The sequence below is a fragment of the Draconibacterium sp. genome (assembly GCF_041583095.1).
Lineage (GTDB): Bacteria > Bacteroidota > Bacteroidia > Bacteroidales > Prolixibacteraceae > Draconibacterium.
In genome coordinates, this window is the sequence record NZ_JBFHGM010000088.1 from 1 (window position 1) to 16707 (window position 16707).

A 16707-nucleotide genomic window follows, 5' to 3' on the forward strand; every position below is an offset into this window, starting at 1 on the left:
GCCATAGATCTTTCGAAAACTTCATCACAAATCTGATTTCAGGCTTAATTGCTTATTGCTTTTTTCCTAAAAAGCCAGCAATAAAATATGAGGTGATCAAAACCGATCAAATTGCTCTTTTTTAAAATCGAACTCAGGTTATTAATGCACTACCTAAATATATTCATACCAATTAGTTGTTATTTTTCTGCTCATTTCATAACTTGTATCAATTAATTTACAAACTCTAAAGTTGTGACCCGGAGATTGCAAACACAAACCAATGACGCATGAAAAACAATTCAAGGCTTATATTCTTAGTTACGGTTTCTTATGAAACCGCGGCTTCGATATTGATATAGCCTAAACAAAGCTTAATATTTTTAAACCCATAATTATGACAACTTACTACGACATTCATTGCCACATTTTTAACAAAGACGTGATTATACGCAAGCTTGTAAATGTGGTTCAATCGTTACTTGCCATTAAAGACATGGTGGACAAAGGAGTTACATCGGCCGAACTGAGATTTAAAATTGATGGTATTAACCGCACGCTGGAAGAAGTTACGCAGCCATCGAGCGAAGATGTGTTTGAAGCGCTCGACAAAGTGTACCAGGGAAATGTGGTTACTACTCCTTTAATGTTCGACCTGACTTATGCCGACGATAACGACGACGATGAAAACCAGAACAAACGTTACCGAAAACGAATAAAACGTATTTTCTGGCTGCTTTCGGTGGCCCTGCCTTTTATTAAAATGCGGGTAAACCGTAAACTTCAAAGCGATGAACTGGCCGAGGCATTTGATAAAATCCGAGACCATGTAAAAAAGTTTGAAGACAGTTTCGATCGGAAATCGGATGAAGAAGTGGAAATTTTCGATAATGCCAATTACGCCCAGCAAATTGCAGATTTGGAGTATCTGGCAGGTAAATACGAAACAATAAAACCGTTCTTTAGTGTTGATCCGCGCCGTGAATACAAAGGCAACGTTAACCTGGTTGACAAACTAAAAGAGAAAATTGTTGCCGAAGATGGACTGTTTGCCGGTGTGAAACTGTATGCTCCGGCAGGTTTCTCTCCTACCGACCCGGTATTAATGGGCACCCGCAACGCTCCCGGAATTTATGCCTTGTGCCAGGAGCATAATATTCCGATTACGGTTCACAACTCAAACAGCGGTTTTGCCTGTTTGTCGTCGGTGCTAAAAGTGCGTGGCGATGTTCTTATAAACGGAAATACCATAAAACCTAAAAAGCCGCTTGTTTTCGACTACCGCTTTTTTAGCCGCAAAGTGCACAAAGCCATTGCCGAACGCGCGAAAAAACTAAACCACCCAAAACTGTGGGAGCTGGTAATGAAAAAGTATCCAGACCTGACTATCAATTTTGCGCATTTTGGCGGCAGTGGCCAGATTATGGATTACATCAACTACAATTTCCCGGAAGAGCAAAAGCGGGTGGACGAAGAAGAATTTGAAGATGCGATCATGTCACTGTCGAATAAAGACAAGGAGATTATTCGAAAGGCCTACACCTTAAAACGTAAAAAACGAGTTCTGCGCGATGACCTTACCTTAGCCGAACGTGCCAAAGTGTGGAATGCGCTGTACCGAACCGGGTTTATTGATAACTGGGCAAAAGCCATTTTCGATATTATCAAAAATCCGAATTACCCGAATGCCTATACCGACCTCTCCTGTTTTTCGGAAGGAACTATTATTGAATCGCCAAGCACTCAGGAAATGGTATTTAGCATCCGCGAAACATTAAGCACGTTTATAACCAGCTTCTTCGATAAAATTACTGACTACGAAAAATCGAAAATTCTTTATGGCTCGGATTATTACCTCACCCAGTTTTTTGGGCCGAGCATGGAACAATATTTCAACGATTTCAAAACAGCATTTGGCGATGATTTCGACACCATTGCCAGTATTAATCCGAAACGATTCTTAAGTATAAACCCGTAAAGCAAATTGGTATGGAAGATTTATTAAAAATAGCTTTTGCCGAGTTGGGCACCGAAGAAATTGTTGGTTCGGAACATAACTCGGAAGTTTTAAAATATGCCAAAGAAGCAGGTATTGCAGGTGTCACCACCGACGAAATTCCGTGGTGCAGCAATTTTGTAAACTGGGTGGCCATGAAAGCCGGCCTGGAATATTCGAAAAAACCGAATGCACGATCCTGGTTAAATGTAGGTGTAAAAACTATAAATCCCGAGCCGGGCGATGTGGTGATTTTCTGGCGCGAAAGCCCGGAGTCGTGGAAAGGCCACGTAGGCTTTTTTCTGGGCGTTTCAACCGATAAGAAACGTGTGTACTGCCTCGGCGGCAACCAGGGCAACCGCGTATCGGTTTCGGCTTACCGCATAAATACCGTTTTGTCTTATCAACGTTTGGCAGCTCGGGAGCAACTCATTATTCCCGAGCCGGTACTTCAAAAAGGCAGTAAAGGCGCGGCTGTGGTTGCCTTGCAGGATGCGCTAAAACTACTGAATATTAACGTGGGAACTTCCGACGGTGATTTTGGTCCAAAAACCGAAAACGGTGTAAAAGAGCTGCAAACACGCAAACCGGAACTCGAAATAAACGGCGTTTACAACAACGAAACCCGCGATTTGCTGGAATCACTGTTTCAGGCTTGAGAACTATACATTACACATTATACTCATCATTAAATCAACAAAATTATGACAACAAAAGTAGCCGATCTTACTCCGGAAGAATTTGTTTTACTTCTGGATGATTTTTACGCAGAACCCAAAAAGCGTAATAAAATGACAGAAGCAGAAGTGAAAGACCTTGCCATTCGGTTAAATGAAAAAATCGATGTCCCTTTTATTAATGAAACCGGCGAAGAAAAGATTCTCGTAAAAGTGATCTTTAAAATCGACACCTTTTTATACGATCATATGCCAAACGAATTTTATGATCTGATTCGTAGCACCGATCATGGTATTTCAAAAAAGGAAGCCAAACGATTGGTGCGACGTTTAACACGTCTTGCCAACGATAAAATTGACATCCCTTACCTTCCGGAAATGGCCGAACATATTGCAATAAAATTTGTAATTGGCATGGTAGTTAAGGCCGCGCGTAAAAAGCTTAATTTCGACGATGTTCGTGCCAGGTCAACAGAAATGGCCGTTCCCGAATCGGACGAAAACATTGAAGATATGGTTGACGATTAGCACGATTTGCCCCGGTGTAACTGAAAACTTTGTATCTTGGATAAAGAAAATTCTTGAAGTTGACTATTCCCAGCAAAGCCAAAGGGAAATACGCCAACTTAATTGCAGCAAAATAGCAGAAAACCGAATTTTCTTTATTTCACCCCTCTGTCATCCGTCAGTTGCCGGATGACATCTCCCCTCAACGGGGAGAAAAAGCGGCCCCCATGGCAAAGCCTGGGGAGTTATTAGATTAAAAAGCCACAGTTATGAGTACAATTCAATTACACCGGGGCGATATTACCCAACTTGAGGTTGATGCCATTGTGAATGCTGCCAACAAAACGTTACTGGGTGGTGGTGGCGTTGATGGTGCTATTCACCGGGCAGCGGGCCCCCAACTGTTAAACGAATGCCGCCAGCTTAACGGCTGCGAAACCGGCGATGCAAAAATTACAAAGGGATACAATCTTCCGGCAAAATATGTGATTCATACCGTTGGTCCGGTTTATAACGGGGGCAGCTATAACGAAGCCAAGAAACTGGCTTCATGCTATCGCAGAAGTTTGGAAGTGGCGCTGCAAAACGGTGTAAAATCCATTGCTTTTCCTAACATCAGCACGGGTATTTACGGCTACCCGAAACACGAGGCTGCCCAAATTGCGACACAAACGGTAAAAGACTTTCTGGCGAATGATCACGAACTTGATACGGTGATATTTTGTGTGTTCGATGAAGAGAATTTCTCCATTTACAATAATTTGCTTACCTAACCGATGCGTCTAATGGTTAAAGGGACACCTCTCCCATACAAAAAGTATATTTTCACATATAAAAAACACTATTCCCTGACATTTTGTAAATTCTCCCGCGGGAGAACCGGATAAATATATGGGAGAACTACGTCCAATCGTGGGAGAACCATCCAAGACCCCGGGAGAACAGGAAAAATCCGTGGGAGAACGCCTTATTTTTATGGGAGAACGGCCGCCGGACCGGGGAGAAGTGACTTTTATCGCGGGAGAACTTACAAGCAGCGTGGGATAACTCGATATCGGGGCAGGAAGATGCTAATTCTCCGACGCCTTAAGTAAATGTTTCATGTTTCGGTGGTAGGTATTGGTAAGGCGCGTATGAAAATAAGGGTACAAAAAATGGTCGCGTAAAGTCGATTCGCTTTTGAAATAAGTACGATGTACAATTTTTGTGTAGCCCTTTCGCATTTGTATAAAAGTTAACTGCTGTTTGCCATGCGTAATATTATCCTCCACATAACTAAATTCAATAACTTTCTTTTTGTTGTCAACCGTTGTAATCTCAAAAGCGGTGGCCAGCTTTTTAATTTTTAAAACATTCAGGTTTAAATAAATTACCTGTCCCGGATCAATTCCATCAACATAGCCATTCGGATAGATCATCTCATTATTACTTTTCGAAAACAACATTGCAAATGAAAACCGCGATGCATTCCAGGCAATCGATGGATTGGTATGCACGTAAAACAACCAAACTTTGGCCAGGCTGTCTTTAATAACATATTCGCGCTCGTGAAAACGAAAACCCTCGGTGCTGGCAGTTGGTTGCAACGAAGCTTTTACATCCGAGAAAGTTTCGGTATTGTTTTTAATCTGACTCTTCACGAAATGTTCAACCTGCTCGCACCCCACTTTATCGAACTCAACATCGGCCAAATACATCTGCCCAAAGCTAAAACCAACACAGGAGTTAATAAACACGAACAACAGTATTAACTTTTTCATGAAGTTGATAAAATATCATTCCTTCGTAAAATAGCAGTTTTTTCACTTTATTCTATCACTCTGCCAGTTTTTTTTAATTAATTCAAACATCAGTTTCTTTTTTTTCGTTTATCACCTGAAGGCTAAAATCTAGTAATTACATGGGCCAAAGAAAAAATAAAGACAATCGAAAAATACGAATTATTTTATATTCGGTTTTTGCTTTTGCAATGCTCTTTTTAACCATATGGTTTGGCCTTCGTCTTATCGAAGTGTTTTCAAGCTAGATTCATACCTTGTGAATTACCATTTTTACAAAAAAATTATACCTTTAATTTTTAGCTTCAAAAAAAATATATCAAGAATGAACAAGAAGGTTTTTATGTTGGTCGTTGCACTGTTTTTGGGCTTTATAAGCCTATTTGCCCAACATGGCACTGATAATTCTGACGAGGAAATTTGCACACACATTCTTACTGAATTGCAACAGTACAGCAATAATACAACGGCAGAACTTGTTGTTGAGGCAGGAAAACTATTGATGAATACACCATACGTTGCTCATACTTTGGAAACGGAACCCGAACAATTAATCGTAAATCTGCGGGAACTGGATTGTACAACATTTGCCGAAAACTGCCTGGCACTGGCGAGAACTACCAAAGCACGAAAACCATCGTTTAAACAATTTAAAAACGAGTTGCAACTTATCCGTTATCGAGGTGGCGAGATAAACGGCTACCCATCGCGATTGCATTATTTCAGCGACTGGATTTTGGATAACGACAAAAAGGGCACGGTAAAATCAGTTTCGCAATCAATTGGCAATACCGGGTTTAGTAAAACGATTAATTTTATGAGCCAGCACCCCACCAGCTATAAGCCATTAAAAAACAATGCGGTATTTATTGAGGCTCTGCACAAACAAGAACAGGAGTTAACAAAAACCAAACTATACTACATTCCTACCGAGAAACTTGAATTGCTAAAAGATCAAATTAAAGATGGCGATATTTTTGGCATCACTACCACGGTTGACGGACTGGATATTACCCATGTTGGAATAGCCTTTTTTAAAAATGATGAACTTCACTTTATGCACGCATCATCAAAAGCTGAGAAAGTAATTCTCTCAGAACAAACACTGTATGAATATTTGGCGAACCGCGATTCAGTTTCCGGAATTATGATTGCACGGCCATTGTAGATCATTACCAATAAGCTTTTCTCTAAACAAATTCAAGTCGAATTGAAACTATAGTTGTGTTTTTTTGTTAAATGGATTAAATATACTTTGTATTTTATTCGTAACCTATGTTTTTCCGATTTCAAAAAACACATAACATTAAATTCAATATGATGAAAAAAACAATGGTAAAATTAATAGCTGTTTTGGCTATGGTATTGGGTGGAGTTATTTCATCAAATGCACAGGAACTTGGTGTTCGATTTGGCGATATTTCAGGCGGAAATGTTGCTATTGACGGTATTTTTAGCACCGGGAAGTTTAGCCGTATTCACGCCGATCTTTCAGTCGGAGATGGAGTTGGAGTTGATCTGCTGTGGGATTTCCTGTACCGCCCAATTGATGGAGAAGCCTTTTACTGGTATGTTGGTGCCGGTCCGTATGTTTGGATTGACGATCCGTTTTGGTTGGGCGCAGTAGGAGAAATTGGTCTGGAATATCATTTTAATAGTATTCCAATTGCTTTGGGTGCCGATTGGCGTCCGGCATTAAGTATTGTTGAAGAAACCAAATTTCATGCAAAGGGATTCGGAATTAACATCCGGTATGTTTTTGGCTATTAAGAATGTTGAATATGAAATAAAAAAGCGTCGTAAGGCGCTTTTTTTTATGTCCTGTCGATTCCTTTGTCCATTCCGCCTTCCTGGTCTTTCATTTTGAAATATCTGCGAAGCAAAACCTTTTTCAAATCACGGGCAATCACCTGGTGAGCAATAATTTCGATGTGCGAATAATGTGGCAAATCCTGCTCTGCCTGAACGATTTCGCGATTGGTAATATCAACCTGGTACAACACCGATAACAACAAATCGTAGTTGGTCTCCACCAAACCTGTTATCTGATCAATTAATTGCTGGTGCAACTCGTGGTAAGCATTATCTGTATCGCCCGAAAAAGTGATCTCCACACCAAACATTCCAAAATCCTTCATTATCTGCTCGGCCGTTTGCTGAACAATTTCAGCCTTGTCCATCAGGTTTTCCAGATTAGTGTTATTTACAACAGGTAGTTTCATTCTTGTTCTTTTTATAAAGATAAATGAACTTTATTTCTCCCCAAATCATTTATTGCCTTTCCTTTAATTCTATTAAATTTACGGATACTAAAAATCAATTAAATCTAAAACGATGAAACGAGCATGTAAAAGATTAACAACCTTGCGAACTATTAAATCGGGCGAGTTCCATACCATGCCTTCGAGAACCTACAATTTTAATGGTATGAAAAAAAGTCTTTTCTCTCTCGCCCTGGTTCTCTTTACATTTTTCGCAATGGCCCAAAACAATTTTAGCAAATCGGCAATTGGTGTTGGTGTTGTTGTTGAAGATCTGGAGAAATCAATCGATTTTTACACCAATGTTATTGGCATGGTAAAAACCGGCGAATTTTCGGTTTCGAAAGAACAATGTACAGAGCTGGGATTAACCGATAGTTACCAGCTGGATGTAACTATTCTTAAACTGGAAGACAGCGAAGAAGCCAGCGAATGGAAACTGATGAGTTTGGGTACAAAAGCCAAACACCCAAAACAGAAATTTATGAGCGACGATACCGGAATGCAGTACATTACCATTATGGTGAAACATCTGCAGCCTGTTTTAGACCGGATTGAAAAACAGGGTATTAAAGTACTGAGCGGTAAACCATCAGAACTCGGAGAAAACCGTTTTTTCCTGCTGGTTCAGGATCCCGATGGAACTTTTATTGAGCTGATCGGGCCAAAATAGTTTCTTTGCTATTCTAAATACCGGAAAAACGACACCAATAAGCATCTGGCAAACAAAACGTTATTATTATTATTTATTTGGAATAGACATATTGTATTCAAACAATAATTTTTTTGAGTAATTTCAAACAGAATTAAGTTTTATTCGAAAAGCAACGTTTATGAGAAAAAAGGTTGAAGCTGGATACCGAACATTATCACTTGGTGAGGAGATATTTAATAGTATCACACATGGAATAGGGACTTTGCTAAGCATTGCCGCACTTGTACTTTTGGTTGTATTTGCAGCTATAAAAGGCAATGCCTGGCATGTGGTAAGTTTTAGTATTTTCGGAAGCAGTTTAGTGTTGCTCTATTTATCATCGACACTTTACCACAGTTTCACCCGCGAAAAATTGAAGAACCTGTTTGTTCGGTTCGATCATGCCGCCATATTTTTATTAATTGCAGGCACCTACACGCCTTTTGTGCTCACCACCATTCGTGGTGCTTTGGGCTGGACTCTTTTTGGAATAATATGGGGATTGGCGATTACAGGAATGGTAATCCGCTCGATTTATTTAACCCGCTTCAGAAAGTTAATGGTTGGCATATACCTGGCCATGGGCTGGATGTTTTTATTGGCCATTGGTCCCATTGTCAGAAATCTGCCTGCGTCAAGCATTGCCTTTTTGTTTGTTGGCGGAGCCTGTTATTCAATCGGTGTTATTTTTTACGCTTGGCGAGGCTTAAAATACGGCCATGGTATTTGGCACCTTTTTGTTTTGGCCGGAAGTATTATGCATTTCTTCTCGGTACTTTACAGTTTAAATTAGGAATTAACAGATTAGAGATACAAAAAAGCAGAATGAGAAATCATCCTGCTTTTTTAGTTATTACGAAGTGTCTTTCTTTTACGAGTGTTTTTCTGACAGGTATCGCTCTGCATCAATTGCAGCCATACAACCCGATCCGGCAGCAGTAACCGCCTGACGATATTGCGAGTCTTGTACATCTCCGCAGGCAAATACTCCGGGAACTTTTGTTTTTGATGTTCCGGGCTGAGTTAAAATATAACCTACTTCGTCGGTATCAAGATAGTCGGCAAAAATATCAGAGTTTGGCTTGTGACCTATGGCCAAAAAGAATCCGTCAATTTTAATATTAACTTCCTCTTCCCCTTCTTCTCCTAAGTTTTTAACCAATGTTGCACCTTCAACCACACCATTGTCGCCAATCAATCCTTTTGTTTGGTGTTTCCAAAGTATTTCTACGTTTGGTGTTTTTTTCACGCGCTCGGCCATCACTCTTGATGCACGAAGCACATCACGACGTACAATCAGGTATACTTTGTTACACAGACCGGCCAGGTACATAGCTTCCTCAGCAGCAGTATCGCCACCACCAACAACGGCCACATCTTTCCCTCTGTAGAAAAATCCGTCGCAGGTTGCACAGGCAGAAACTCCACCTCCGGCATATTTCTTTTCGTCTTCCAGTCCAAGGTATTTTGCCGTTGCACCGGTTGCAATAATCACCGTTTCAGCCTCAATCAATTTCGATCCATCGATCCAAACTTTATGCACTCCGCCCGAGAAATCAACTTTTGTTGCCATTCCCCAACGAACATCAGTACCAAAACGCTCGGCCTGCTTTTTAAGGTCTTCCATCATTACCGGGCCGGTAACACCTTCCGGATAACCCGGATAGTTCTCAACTTCGGTTGTTGTTGTTAACTGACCTCCCGGTTGCAATCCTTCGTACATTACCGGACTAAGGTTAGCGCGTGCAGCATAAATTGCGGCAGTGTAACCTGCAGGGCCCGATCCTATAATCAAACATTTTACCTTTTCAACGTCAGCTGGTTCAACGTTTTTATTCTCGTTGTTATCGTTAATATCAAGTGGTTTAAACATCATTTAAATTTTTAGTTGCACAAAAATACAAAACATACCTCATTGATTGTCATAAATTCAATCGATAATAATGAAGTAATGATAGCTGAATTCTATGTGTTCAATAAAATAGTAGATTAAAGAAAGAAAAAGTTTTGTAATAATAATTTCTAAACTTACTTTTGCAATCCTGATTCGGGATGTGGCGCAGTCCGGTTAGCGTACTGGTCTGGGGGACCAGGGGTCGCAGGTTCAAATCCTGTCATCCCGACAGATTCAAAAAACCCTATAAACCCTGTTAAACGTCAAGTTTGACAGGGTTTTTTAATTAATACAACAAAACCACGAAACAAGTATTTTTGTTCCATGATGTTTCTTTTTCTTTCATATTTTGTATATTTCAGTCATAATTCAGTCACAAAAGTATGGCAACAGTATCAATTGTTTATAACTCGTCTTACAAAGACAAAGAAAAACGATCACCGGTAATATTTGTGATAAGACATAAATCACGGCATTCACACATAAAATCGGGAGTGAAAGTCGCGAAGAAATTCTGGGATCCGAAAAAGATGGTAAAGAAAGGCGCACCCGGAATACCTGACCATAACCACCAAAATGCGATGCTGTTAAAAAAACAGGCCGACATTCAGGAGTTTTTAACCGAACTAACCAACCAGGAGAAAATCGATCTGCTCACTGTTACACAGATAAAAGAACGATACATTAACAAACAGGTAAAGGAAAAGCACAATTTTAATTCGTATTTTAAATATGTAATATCTACCAAGACCGAAAGTACGGCACAAATGTATTCGCGCACACTGGCACTAATAGAAAGTTTTCATCCGGTTCAACTTTCCTTCTCCGATGTCAACCCAAAATTCCTTCGCGAACTGGAGCAACACTATAATCAATCGACAAATGGTTTTGCCATTCACCTTCGTAATATCCGGCACGTATTTAATATGGCAATCGATGATGAAGTAATTGAATTAAACCTCTATCCTTTTCGTCGTGTAAAAATAAAAAAGGAGGAAACAGCAAAGCGAAATCTGAATATCGAGGAATTACGAATTTTACGCGATGTAGAATTGTCCGGAGTGCCGGGACTTGCAAGAGACGTTTTTATGCTCCAGTTTTATCTTATCGGCATAAACCTGAAAGATATTACCTATTTGCCAAAAAACATTGTTCATGATGGTATATTGGATTACCGCCGGTTAAAAACAAAAAAGAATTATTACATACGATTGGAGCCGGAAGCAATTCGTTTAATAAAAAAGATGGCCGGTAATAAGTACCTCATCAACCTTGCCGAACGATATCAGAATTATGATTCAGTAAAGAAGGAGATTAACAAAAAACTAAAAGTAGCTGCCAAGGCTGCAGGAATTAAAATAAACCTGACAACTTATTGGTCCCGGCACAGTTGGGCAACATACGCACACAACCTCGATATAAAAGAAGAAACAATATCGCTTTCACTCGGCCATAGCTCCGGGAACAAAACAACCGCTATTTATATTGAGCGAAATATCGATAAAATAACCAAAGCAAATAAACAGGTAATTCACTTGCTTAATATGGGGCCTCATCAACGATTAAAATAGTGCCAAAAAGTATAAATATTATCAAAATTTACGGGGTTTAGACTAAAATTAGTGCCATTTTGTATAAATTCTATTTTTTCTTAACCGTAAACAAAAAACCAATCATTGCTGCGCTGGTGATAATTGATAACTTGGTATTAAAAAATCTATCATAATCAATATTGTACAAATACGTTCTTTTTGAATTGTATCTTTCTTCCAGCATTTTGTGTTCCTGACTAAACGTTAACTCATGATCACGCCACGTTGCAGAATATTTTGGTATCGCAATACCAAATAAGATTCCAAACAATATTGAAATGCCAATAATATTCACAATACTTAATTCCCTTATTTTTAAGATAAAATGCCTCATCGGTTTCTGTTTTCTAAATTCCCTATCAAATACTTTGCTTCGGCGTTTACTAATAACAGCATTCTGTTTTTGTAATTTTTCAAATTTTCTAAATAAGGCATCTACTTCGGGATTGTCAGAATGAATACTCATGATCAAAATCTCATTACTAATCCAACTGAATTTAGAGAAGGCTGGATTTCTAAAGAAACAGGCTCTCCTTTATTATAATAATAAACAGCATTTCTCATCTTTTTAGGAGCCAACAGCCATGTCACTAATCCTGCAACTGCAACAGTACCACCAATAGCAGCTATATATCCACCTGTGTCATTATAGTATTCCATATTATCCCAATTTTCTTCCCTGTTTTGCACCATGTCGAATACAATGCCCGTTCCTATTGCAGCAACACCTACAGAAGTAATTATAATGCCCGTTCGTCGCTGGCGAAGGTATTTTGCATATTCAATCGTTGCCATTTTGTTACCATAAACTAATGCTGCTTGCTCCCCCCTGGGTAACATTTTGAAATGATAATATGAAATTGGATTTGGCTGTTGATATAATTCAGTATTTCCTCTCTCTATTTTTAGAACATTGTTTGAATAGTCAAACTGTATTTCTCCCAATCTGCTTAAAGCTGACTGTCCAAGCAATAAAGGAGCATCTATTTTTGTTACAATATTCGCTTTTACATCGTGCAGCTCTATTCCAGATATCTCAATTTTTTTAAGATTAACTGTCATCCCTTCTGATATATTTCCGTTTGCATCACTATATAAAGAAGTTCCGGTAAAATCATTTTCTTCAAGATATCCGTTTTTAAGCATAAATGCAGCCTCGGTAAGAGATAGTGATATATTGCTCGCTCCTGTATCAAATATAAACCTAAGCTTTAACCCATTCACAGTGCAGGGCATTGTATATACTCCATTTTCTTCTGTCATCTTAATACCAACTTGGGCAAATAGGAACAAGGCAGTAAACACAAAAAACAGTGTGCTAAATAGTTTTTTCATAGAAGTATTATTTTATTTTTTTAATTTGGGTTCAGCAGCATTCGATTGCGGAAGGTCAATAGAATATTTTTTTATCCCCTTTAGCTCGTTAATCTCTTGCTTAAGGGTATTGTTCTCTTTAATAATCATTTCGCGTTCTTTTCTCATCTCGCCAAGTTCGGATGCATACTTTTCAAGCTTTTCTGTAAAATATATAACATTCGAATCAGCCGGGTCTATAATGATGGGTGGAGGATCTTCAATTTTATTCTTCTCTTTAATTAAATACTGAACAGGAACATCCAAAATATGAGAAAACATTGCAACCAACTCTGAGTCTATTTTATTTTTCTTATAAATATCATAAACCGCCTGTTTTGTTTTACCAATTTTTTCCCCAATAACTACTGCCGGGACATTTTTCTCGTCTGCAATCTTTTTTAATAAAGGACCAATCGGCACTAAGTCAAGATTTACTTTATTTTTATTCAAGCTATTCTTGGTTTTTAGTAAAGTTTTACTTTACTTTGTACTACACTTACAAAGTTATACATCACTATGCAAGCTAAAAATAGCAAAAATCTACTAAATTTCAAGGAGGCGTGGCAGGCTATACCCTACTCCCAAAAGTCGATTGTACGCGAAAAAATCAAAGAACTGGCTTACATCGATTCCGACTACAAATTTAACGACCGAAAAACCGGGCGTGTAATTCCATGCGAAGTTGAAGCTATTGCAATATGTAAAGTATTTGCCGAATACGGCATTGATGCAGTTACCGGACTTGAACTAAAACCTAAAAAGTCAGCATAATGAAATTTACTCTATTCCGCGTAGACAAGTTTCTTGCACCACTATCGGAACAGGAAGCAAATGTGGCCCGCGATCTGGCCATGGGTAATACTCAAAAAGAAATTGCCAGCAAAAGACACAAAAGCCCACACACCGTTAATCAACAGCGGCGCATGGCTATGGAGAAAACAAAAAGCCGGAATGTTGCCGATTTAACACGCTGGGTAATTCGCCGGTATTTTAATAAAACCGAGGACGCTGTAATCAACCAAATACAAGATACAATGATTGTATTTGCCGTATGGAGTATATCGTATGTAATTATATCTCTCGCTTAATATGCAAGTATTAACAATAAATAATAATAATCGTCTTAGCGTTGGGGAACGCATATTAACGGAAGTGGCTAAAAATGCCGCTTCCTTAAATTTTTTTCGCTATGAAAACAAACGTTAATATGATCCGCAAAATGGGAAACTTTGATGTAATTCAAAGAACCAAGGATGGTATGTTTAATGCTACCACACTTATTAAGCAGTGGAATAATACTTCTGGACAACAAAAAAAGCTTGATCATTTTTTCGAAAATAAATCAACAAAAGAGTATGTCGATGTGCTTGTTAGCGAGCTAAATCTAAATACACGGAATTCCGTGTATTTAAAAACACGAGGCAAAAACGGCGGTACCTGGATGAATCCATATCTGTTTATCGACTTTGCAATGTGGCTAAATCCTAAATTCAAATTCAGTGTAATAAAATTTGTACACGATCAGCTTATAGAGTTTCGTCACAATGCCGGAGATAAATACATTGAATTATCAGCTTCAGCAGCACGATTTAAAGACGTAAACTATTCCGATATGGCAAAGGCCCTTAATTATATTGTTTTTAACCGTCACGAAAAAGGAATACGCCAAAAAGCTAATCCGGTCCAATTAAAAGAACTGTCGGACGTGCAAAAGAAACTGTCGTTTGCTATCGATATGGGCTATATCCGAAACTATAACCAATTACTTGCCGAAATGCGCCGTATGTGGCACTTTAAATATTCATCATTAACAGCTTAGTTATGCCAGATCAACAAAAAAAAGAAAAGAAGATTGATGTGATAGCCATTCAAAGCAAAGTGTGGCTGAATACCGAAGAACTGATTGAATATACCGGGTTAAGTCGTTCCGAAATTCACCGCCTACGAATAAAAGGCACCAACTGTGCCGGAACTATTCCCTATGCTAAAATTGGCGGTAAAGTTAGGTTTCGTCGTACCGAAGTGGATAAGTGGATGGAGAAACACACCGTAAGAGAAGCAATTTAATTTTCAAATAATCAAAATACTATGCTACAAACTTGGTTCACAGCAAAAGTAAAATACCTGAAAGTTGCCGAAGGCGGTAGCGAATCGATGGTAAAAGAACAGTTCTTATTGGATGCAGTATCGTACACCGATGCCGAAGGCCGTATCATTGGCAAAATGCAGGAATTGGTTAAAGGTGGTGAATTCGTTATCGATGCAATTACCAAGTCGCGAATTGCCGAGGTATTTCCTTACGAAAATGGAGAATGGTGGTTTAAAGCAACTATTCATCTGGTAACAATCGACGAGGAAGCCGGAAAAGAAAAGCGGATTACTACCCACTACCTCATCATGGCCGATGATATTGATGAAGCATTGGCACGATTAAAAGAAAGTCTCGAATACCTGGTAATTCCTTACCACATCACATCATTGGCAGTAAGTCAAATCGTCGATGTATTTCCATACGAACCACGCGAATCAGCAGAAAAGGTACCCGAAGGTTTTGTGCCGGTAGAAAAAACCAAAGATGTTTTCACCCCTTTTTCGGAAGAAAATGGATGGGAACAACCGGCAGAACATCCAGAGCAATAATATTTTTCAGGGGAGGGACATCCTGAAAGTTGGAGGACAAACCTCGCGGAGTATAGGTTAACCGGCGGCGTTCTTATAAGTTAATTAGTTAAACAGGTGGGCAAATCACATTCAAATTTAAAACAAAGTGGATTCTCGTTTTAATTCAACAATCTAAGCGCCCACCACTTGCCGGATTAGCACAGTTGGTTAGTGCGCTTGATTGGCCTGTTATCATCACCGCAAAAGCAGTGTAGCAGATCACCGTCAGGAGGTCAGTGGTTCAACTCCACTATCCGGCACAGCAGCTATCAATAATCATCGAAGATCGGAGTGAATAATAGTAGCTCCCTTCTTCTTAATAGCAGAGTTCTTTAAAATATTGAGACGAAAATATTTCCAATGAAGTTATTGGAGTTTGTTTGCACAGGGGTTCGAATCCCCTCTGCTCCACAACCTACAGTGAGAGAAATAAGCAACGCCTGTTGAGGGTTTTTATTAAACATTGCGAAAACAGCGAAGCAAAGCGGAATGGCTAACGCTTGACATCCTGGACAGATAAGTAGAGATACCCACAGGAGGGCACGGTATAAACATTCTGTTTTCAATAGATGCGGCAGTATTAACAAGAGGGTGTTGCTTAAATGAAATTTAGTCGGGAGGATTGATTAATGATCGCCTTCCGGCAAGCCAAATTCAGTATCGTAGCTCCAAGGTTAGAAGCCTTGACATGGCGCGAATACGAATATTTGCCCTCACCCAACAGAACGAACACTGAGGGGCTGTAAGATGGGTGACTGCCGGGAAAGACCGGCATGCTTGGGGCAGACTGGAATTGACAGGCAAACAGAAGGTAATGGAGGAAATAAAGCCATAATTGGCAAAACAATTCAACTTAACAACGAGCCGCTTAGAGTGGCAGCGTAGTTACGGTTTAGCCCCACGTTATAGGGGCCGGAACAGAAAATGGAGGTAATTCGGATAGAATGATTGCAGGTGCAAATCCTGTCTGTTCCACGGGTTGTTGGGTTACACCTGGCATATGGGAAAATGTGCGCCTTACTGCAATGGCAAAGCATCCGAAATATACAGGAATCCGTGAAGATAGAGGTAACGTAGTTAAGTCCTGGATGATAGCGGTACGGAGATAGCGATCAAATCTATTCGCACACTGAGACATCATGTTGTAACCATAGTTGACTGTCGGGAATAGTCCGGCAACATCGCGAGGTAGAGCAGTCCGGTAGCTCGTTGGGTTCATACCCCAAAGGCCGCAGGTTCGAATCCTGCCCTCGCTACATAGCAAGGCCAATACGTTAAGTAAAACCTGTCAGGGTATTGGTTAGGTTGCAGA

20 protein-coding genes and 3 tRNA genes are annotated in these 16707 nt (G+C 39.6%); 17 read left to right on the plus strand and 6 right to left on the minus strand.

What is annotated here, in order from left to right; translation table 11 throughout:
* The first annotated feature begins 376 nt into the window (after positions 1 to 376).
* The 4 genes from ABZB17_RS10145 to ABZB17_RS10160 all read left to right on the plus strand — a co-directional run bounded on the left by ABZB17_RS10145 (position 377) and on the right by ABZB17_RS10160 (position 3932).
* Positions 377 to 1957 carry a hypothetical protein gene (locus ABZB17_RS10145; RefSeq protein WP_372649909.1) on the plus strand — a complete coding sequence of 527 codons (1581 nt, stop codon included), beginning with the start codon at positions 377 to 379 and terminating at the stop codon, positions 1955 to 1957.
* An 11-nt stretch (positions 1958 to 1968) separates the two neighbouring features.
* Positions 1969 to 2634 carry a TIGR02594 family protein gene (locus ABZB17_RS10150; RefSeq protein WP_372649911.1) on the plus strand — a complete coding sequence of 222 codons (666 nt, stop codon included), beginning with the start codon at positions 1969 to 1971 and terminating at the stop codon, positions 2632 to 2634.
* A 45-nt stretch (positions 2635 to 2679) separates the two neighbouring features.
* On the plus strand, positions 2680 to 3180 hold the full coding sequence (locus ABZB17_RS10155) for a hypothetical protein (RefSeq protein ID WP_372649912.1): 501 nt from the start codon (positions 2680 to 2682) through the stop codon (positions 3178 to 3180).
* 248 nt (positions 3181 to 3428) lie between these two features.
* Positions 3429 to 3932, plus strand: coding sequence for an O-acetyl-ADP-ribose deacetylase (locus ABZB17_RS10160; RefSeq protein WP_372649914.1), 504 nt, complete (start codon positions 3429 to 3431; stop codon positions 3930 to 3932).
* 297 nt (positions 3933 to 4229) lie between these two features.
* On the opposite strand, the gene ABZB17_RS10165 is transcribed toward ABZB17_RS10160, so the two are convergent.
* Positions 4230 to 4919 (minus strand): hypothetical protein, encoded by a 690-nt coding sequence (locus ABZB17_RS10165; protein WP_372649916.1) that lies wholly within the window; start codon positions 4917 to 4919, stop codon positions 4230 to 4232.
* Between the two features lie 343 nt (positions 4920 to 5262).
* Between ABZB17_RS10165 and ABZB17_RS10170 the strand changes: the two genes are divergently transcribed.
* Together ABZB17_RS10170 and ABZB17_RS10175 are read left to right on the plus strand one after the other, a co-directional pair.
* A complete protein-coding gene (locus tag ABZB17_RS10170; protein WP_372649918.1) occupies positions 5263 to 6105 on the plus strand; it encodes an N-acetylmuramoyl-L-alanine amidase-like domain-containing protein in 843 nt (280 codons plus the stop codon).
* Between the two features lie 152 nt (positions 6106 to 6257).
* Entirely contained in the window at positions 6258 to 6707 is a 450-nt protein-coding gene (locus ABZB17_RS10175) for a hypothetical protein (RefSeq protein WP_372649920.1), read from the plus strand.
* 44 nt (positions 6708 to 6751) lie between these two features.
* Here the strand turns inward: ABZB17_RS10175 and ABZB17_RS10180 are convergent, their stop codons facing one another.
* Positions 6752 to 7159: a hypothetical protein gene (locus ABZB17_RS10180; RefSeq protein WP_372649922.1), complete on the minus strand. Its 408-nt coding sequence runs from the start codon at positions 7157 to 7159 to the stop codon at positions 6752 to 6754.
* A gap of 112 nt (positions 7160 to 7271) precedes the next feature.
* On the opposite strand from ABZB17_RS10180, the gene ABZB17_RS10185 reads away from it, so the two are divergent.
* Together ABZB17_RS10185 and ABZB17_RS10190 are read left to right on the plus strand one after the other, a co-directional pair.
* A complete protein-coding gene (locus tag ABZB17_RS10185) occupies positions 7272 to 7871 on the plus strand; it encodes a VOC family protein (protein ID WP_372649924.1) in 600 nt (199 codons plus the stop codon).
* A 160-nt stretch (positions 7872 to 8031) separates the two neighbouring features.
* Positions 8032 to 8685: a hemolysin III family protein gene (locus ABZB17_RS10190; protein ID WP_303919190.1), complete on the plus strand. Its 654-nt coding sequence runs from the start codon at positions 8032 to 8034 to the stop codon at positions 8683 to 8685.
* Positions 8686 to 8763: 78 nt separating this feature from the next.
* Here ABZB17_RS10190 and trxB read toward each other — a convergent pair whose 3' ends face one another.
* Positions 8764 to 9765, minus strand: a complete 1002-nt coding sequence (gene trxB, locus ABZB17_RS10195) for a thioredoxin-disulfide reductase (RefSeq protein ID WP_372649926.1) — start codon at positions 9763 to 9765, stop codon at positions 8764 to 8766.
* Positions 9766 to 9940: 175 nt separating this feature from the next.
* On the opposite strand from trxB, the gene ABZB17_RS10200 reads away from it, so the two are divergent.
* A tRNA-Pro gene (locus tag ABZB17_RS10200) sits at positions 9941 to 10015 on the plus strand.
* 154 nt (positions 10016 to 10169) lie between these two features.
* Positions 10170 to 11357: a site-specific integrase gene (locus ABZB17_RS10205; protein ID WP_372649927.1), complete on the plus strand. Its 1188-nt coding sequence runs from the start codon at positions 10170 to 10172 to the stop codon at positions 11355 to 11357.
* A gap of 70 nt (positions 11358 to 11427) precedes the next feature.
* Here the strand turns inward: ABZB17_RS10205 and ABZB17_RS10210 are convergent, their stop codons facing one another.
* The 3 genes from ABZB17_RS10210 to ABZB17_RS10220 are packed head-to-tail and all read right to left on the minus strand — an operon-like array spanning position 11428 to position 13184.
* A complete protein-coding gene (locus ABZB17_RS10210) occupies positions 11428 to 11844 on the minus strand; it encodes a hypothetical protein (protein ID WP_372649929.1) in 417 nt (138 codons plus the stop codon).
* A 2-nt stretch (positions 11845 to 11846) separates the two neighbouring features.
* The gene (locus tag ABZB17_RS10215; RefSeq protein WP_372649931.1) at positions 11847 to 12713 is read right to left on the minus strand and encodes a TIGR02281 family clan AA aspartic protease; all 867 of its coding nucleotides are present in this window, start codon (positions 12711 to 12713) and stop codon (positions 11847 to 11849) included.
* 12 nt (positions 12714 to 12725) lie between these two features.
* Positions 12726 to 13184 (minus strand): hypothetical protein, encoded by a 459-nt coding sequence (locus ABZB17_RS10220; protein WP_372649933.1) that lies wholly within the window; start codon positions 13182 to 13184, stop codon positions 12726 to 12728.
* Positions 13185 to 13250: 66 nt separating this feature from the next.
* Here ABZB17_RS10220 and ABZB17_RS10225 point away from each other — a divergent pair, with 66 nt between their 5' ends.
* From ABZB17_RS10225 to ABZB17_RS10255, 7 genes are all read left to right on the plus strand, one after another.
* Complete coding sequence (locus tag ABZB17_RS10225; protein WP_372649935.1) at positions 13251 to 13505, plus strand: hypothetical protein; 255 nt, start codon at positions 13251 to 13253, stop codon at positions 13503 to 13505.
* A complete protein-coding gene (locus tag ABZB17_RS10230; RefSeq protein ID WP_372649937.1) occupies positions 13505 to 13822 on the plus strand; it encodes a helix-turn-helix transcriptional regulator in 318 nt (105 codons plus the stop codon). The genes ABZB17_RS10225 and ABZB17_RS10230 overlap by 1 nt, the downstream gene beginning before the upstream one ends.
* 101 nt (positions 13823 to 13923) lie before the next feature.
* Positions 13924 to 14553, plus strand: a complete 630-nt coding sequence (locus ABZB17_RS10235) for a KilA-N domain-containing protein (protein ID WP_372649939.1) — start codon at positions 13924 to 13926, stop codon at positions 14551 to 14553.
* Between the two features lie 2 nt (positions 14554 to 14555).
* Positions 14556 to 14801: a helix-turn-helix domain-containing protein gene (locus ABZB17_RS10240; RefSeq protein ID WP_372649940.1), complete on the plus strand. Its 246-nt coding sequence runs from the start codon at positions 14556 to 14558 to the stop codon at positions 14799 to 14801.
* A gap of 21 nt (positions 14802 to 14822) precedes the next feature.
* Positions 14823 to 15374 carry a DUF4494 domain-containing protein gene (locus ABZB17_RS10245; RefSeq protein ID WP_372649942.1) on the plus strand — a complete coding sequence of 184 codons (552 nt, stop codon included), beginning with the start codon at positions 14823 to 14825 and terminating at the stop codon, positions 15372 to 15374.
* 170 nt (positions 15375 to 15544) lie between these two features.
* Positions 15545 to 15655, plus strand: a tRNA-OTHER gene (locus tag ABZB17_RS10250).
* 922 nt (positions 15656 to 16577) lie between these two features.
* A tRNA-Met gene (locus tag ABZB17_RS10255) sits at positions 16578 to 16651 on the plus strand.
* Positions 16652 to 16707 lie beyond the last annotated feature (56 nt).

Coding starts and splice junctions, on each gene's coding strand:
- ABZB17_RS10145 (WP_372649909.1), top strand. CDS start 377: ATGACAACTTACTACGACATTCATTGCCACATTTTTAACAAAGACGTG.
- ABZB17_RS10150 (WP_372649911.1), top strand. CDS start 1,969: ATGGAAGATTTATTAAAAATAGCTTTTGCCGAGTTGGGCACCGAAGAA.
- ABZB17_RS10155 (WP_372649912.1), top strand. CDS start 2,680: ATGACAACAAAAGTAGCCGATCTTACTCCGGAAGAATTTGTTTTACTT.
- ABZB17_RS10160 (WP_372649914.1), top strand. CDS start 3,429: ATGAGTACAATTCAATTACACCGGGGCGATATTACCCAACTTGAGGTT.
- ABZB17_RS10165 (WP_372649916.1), bottom strand. CDS start 4,919: ATGAAAAAGTTAATACTGTTGTTCGTGTTTATTAACTCCTGTGTTGGT.
- ABZB17_RS10170 (WP_372649918.1), top strand. CDS start 5,263: ATGAACAAGAAGGTTTTTATGTTGGTCGTTGCACTGTTTTTGGGCTTT.
- ABZB17_RS10175 (WP_372649920.1), top strand. CDS start 6,258: ATGAAAAAAACAATGGTAAAATTAATAGCTGTTTTGGCTATGGTATTG.
- ABZB17_RS10180 (WP_372649922.1), bottom strand. CDS start 7,159: ATGAAACTACCTGTTGTAAATAACACTAATCTGGAAAACCTGATGGAC.
- ABZB17_RS10185 (WP_372649924.1), top strand. CDS start 7,272: ATGAAACGAGCATGTAAAAGATTAACAACCTTGCGAACTATTAAATCG.
- ABZB17_RS10190 (WP_303919190.1), top strand. CDS start 8,032: ATGAGAAAAAAGGTTGAAGCTGGATACCGAACATTATCACTTGGTGAG.
- trxB (WP_372649926.1), bottom strand. CDS start 9,765: ATGTTTAAACCACTTGATATTAACGATAACAACGAGAATAAAAACGTT.
- ABZB17_RS10205 (WP_372649927.1), top strand. CDS start 10,170: ATGGCAACAGTATCAATTGTTTATAACTCGTCTTACAAAGACAAAGAA.
- ABZB17_RS10210 (WP_372649929.1), bottom strand. CDS start 11,844: ATGAGTATTCATTCTGACAATCCCGAAGTAGATGCCTTATTTAGAAAA.
- ABZB17_RS10215 (WP_372649931.1), bottom strand. CDS start 12,713: ATGAAAAAACTATTTAGCACACTGTTTTTTGTGTTTACTGCCTTGTTC.
- ABZB17_RS10225 (WP_372649935.1), top strand. CDS start 13,251: ATGCAAGCTAAAAATAGCAAAAATCTACTAAATTTCAAGGAGGCGTGG.
- ABZB17_RS10230 (WP_372649937.1), top strand. CDS start 13,505: ATGAAATTTACTCTATTCCGCGTAGACAAGTTTCTTGCACCACTATCG.
- ABZB17_RS10235 (WP_372649939.1), top strand. CDS start 13,924: ATGAAAACAAACGTTAATATGATCCGCAAAATGGGAAACTTTGATGTA.
- ABZB17_RS10240 (WP_372649940.1), top strand. CDS start 14,556: ATGCCAGATCAACAAAAAAAAGAAAAGAAGATTGATGTGATAGCCATT.
- ABZB17_RS10245 (WP_372649942.1), top strand. CDS start 14,823: ATGCTACAAACTTGGTTCACAGCAAAAGTAAAATACCTGAAAGTTGCC.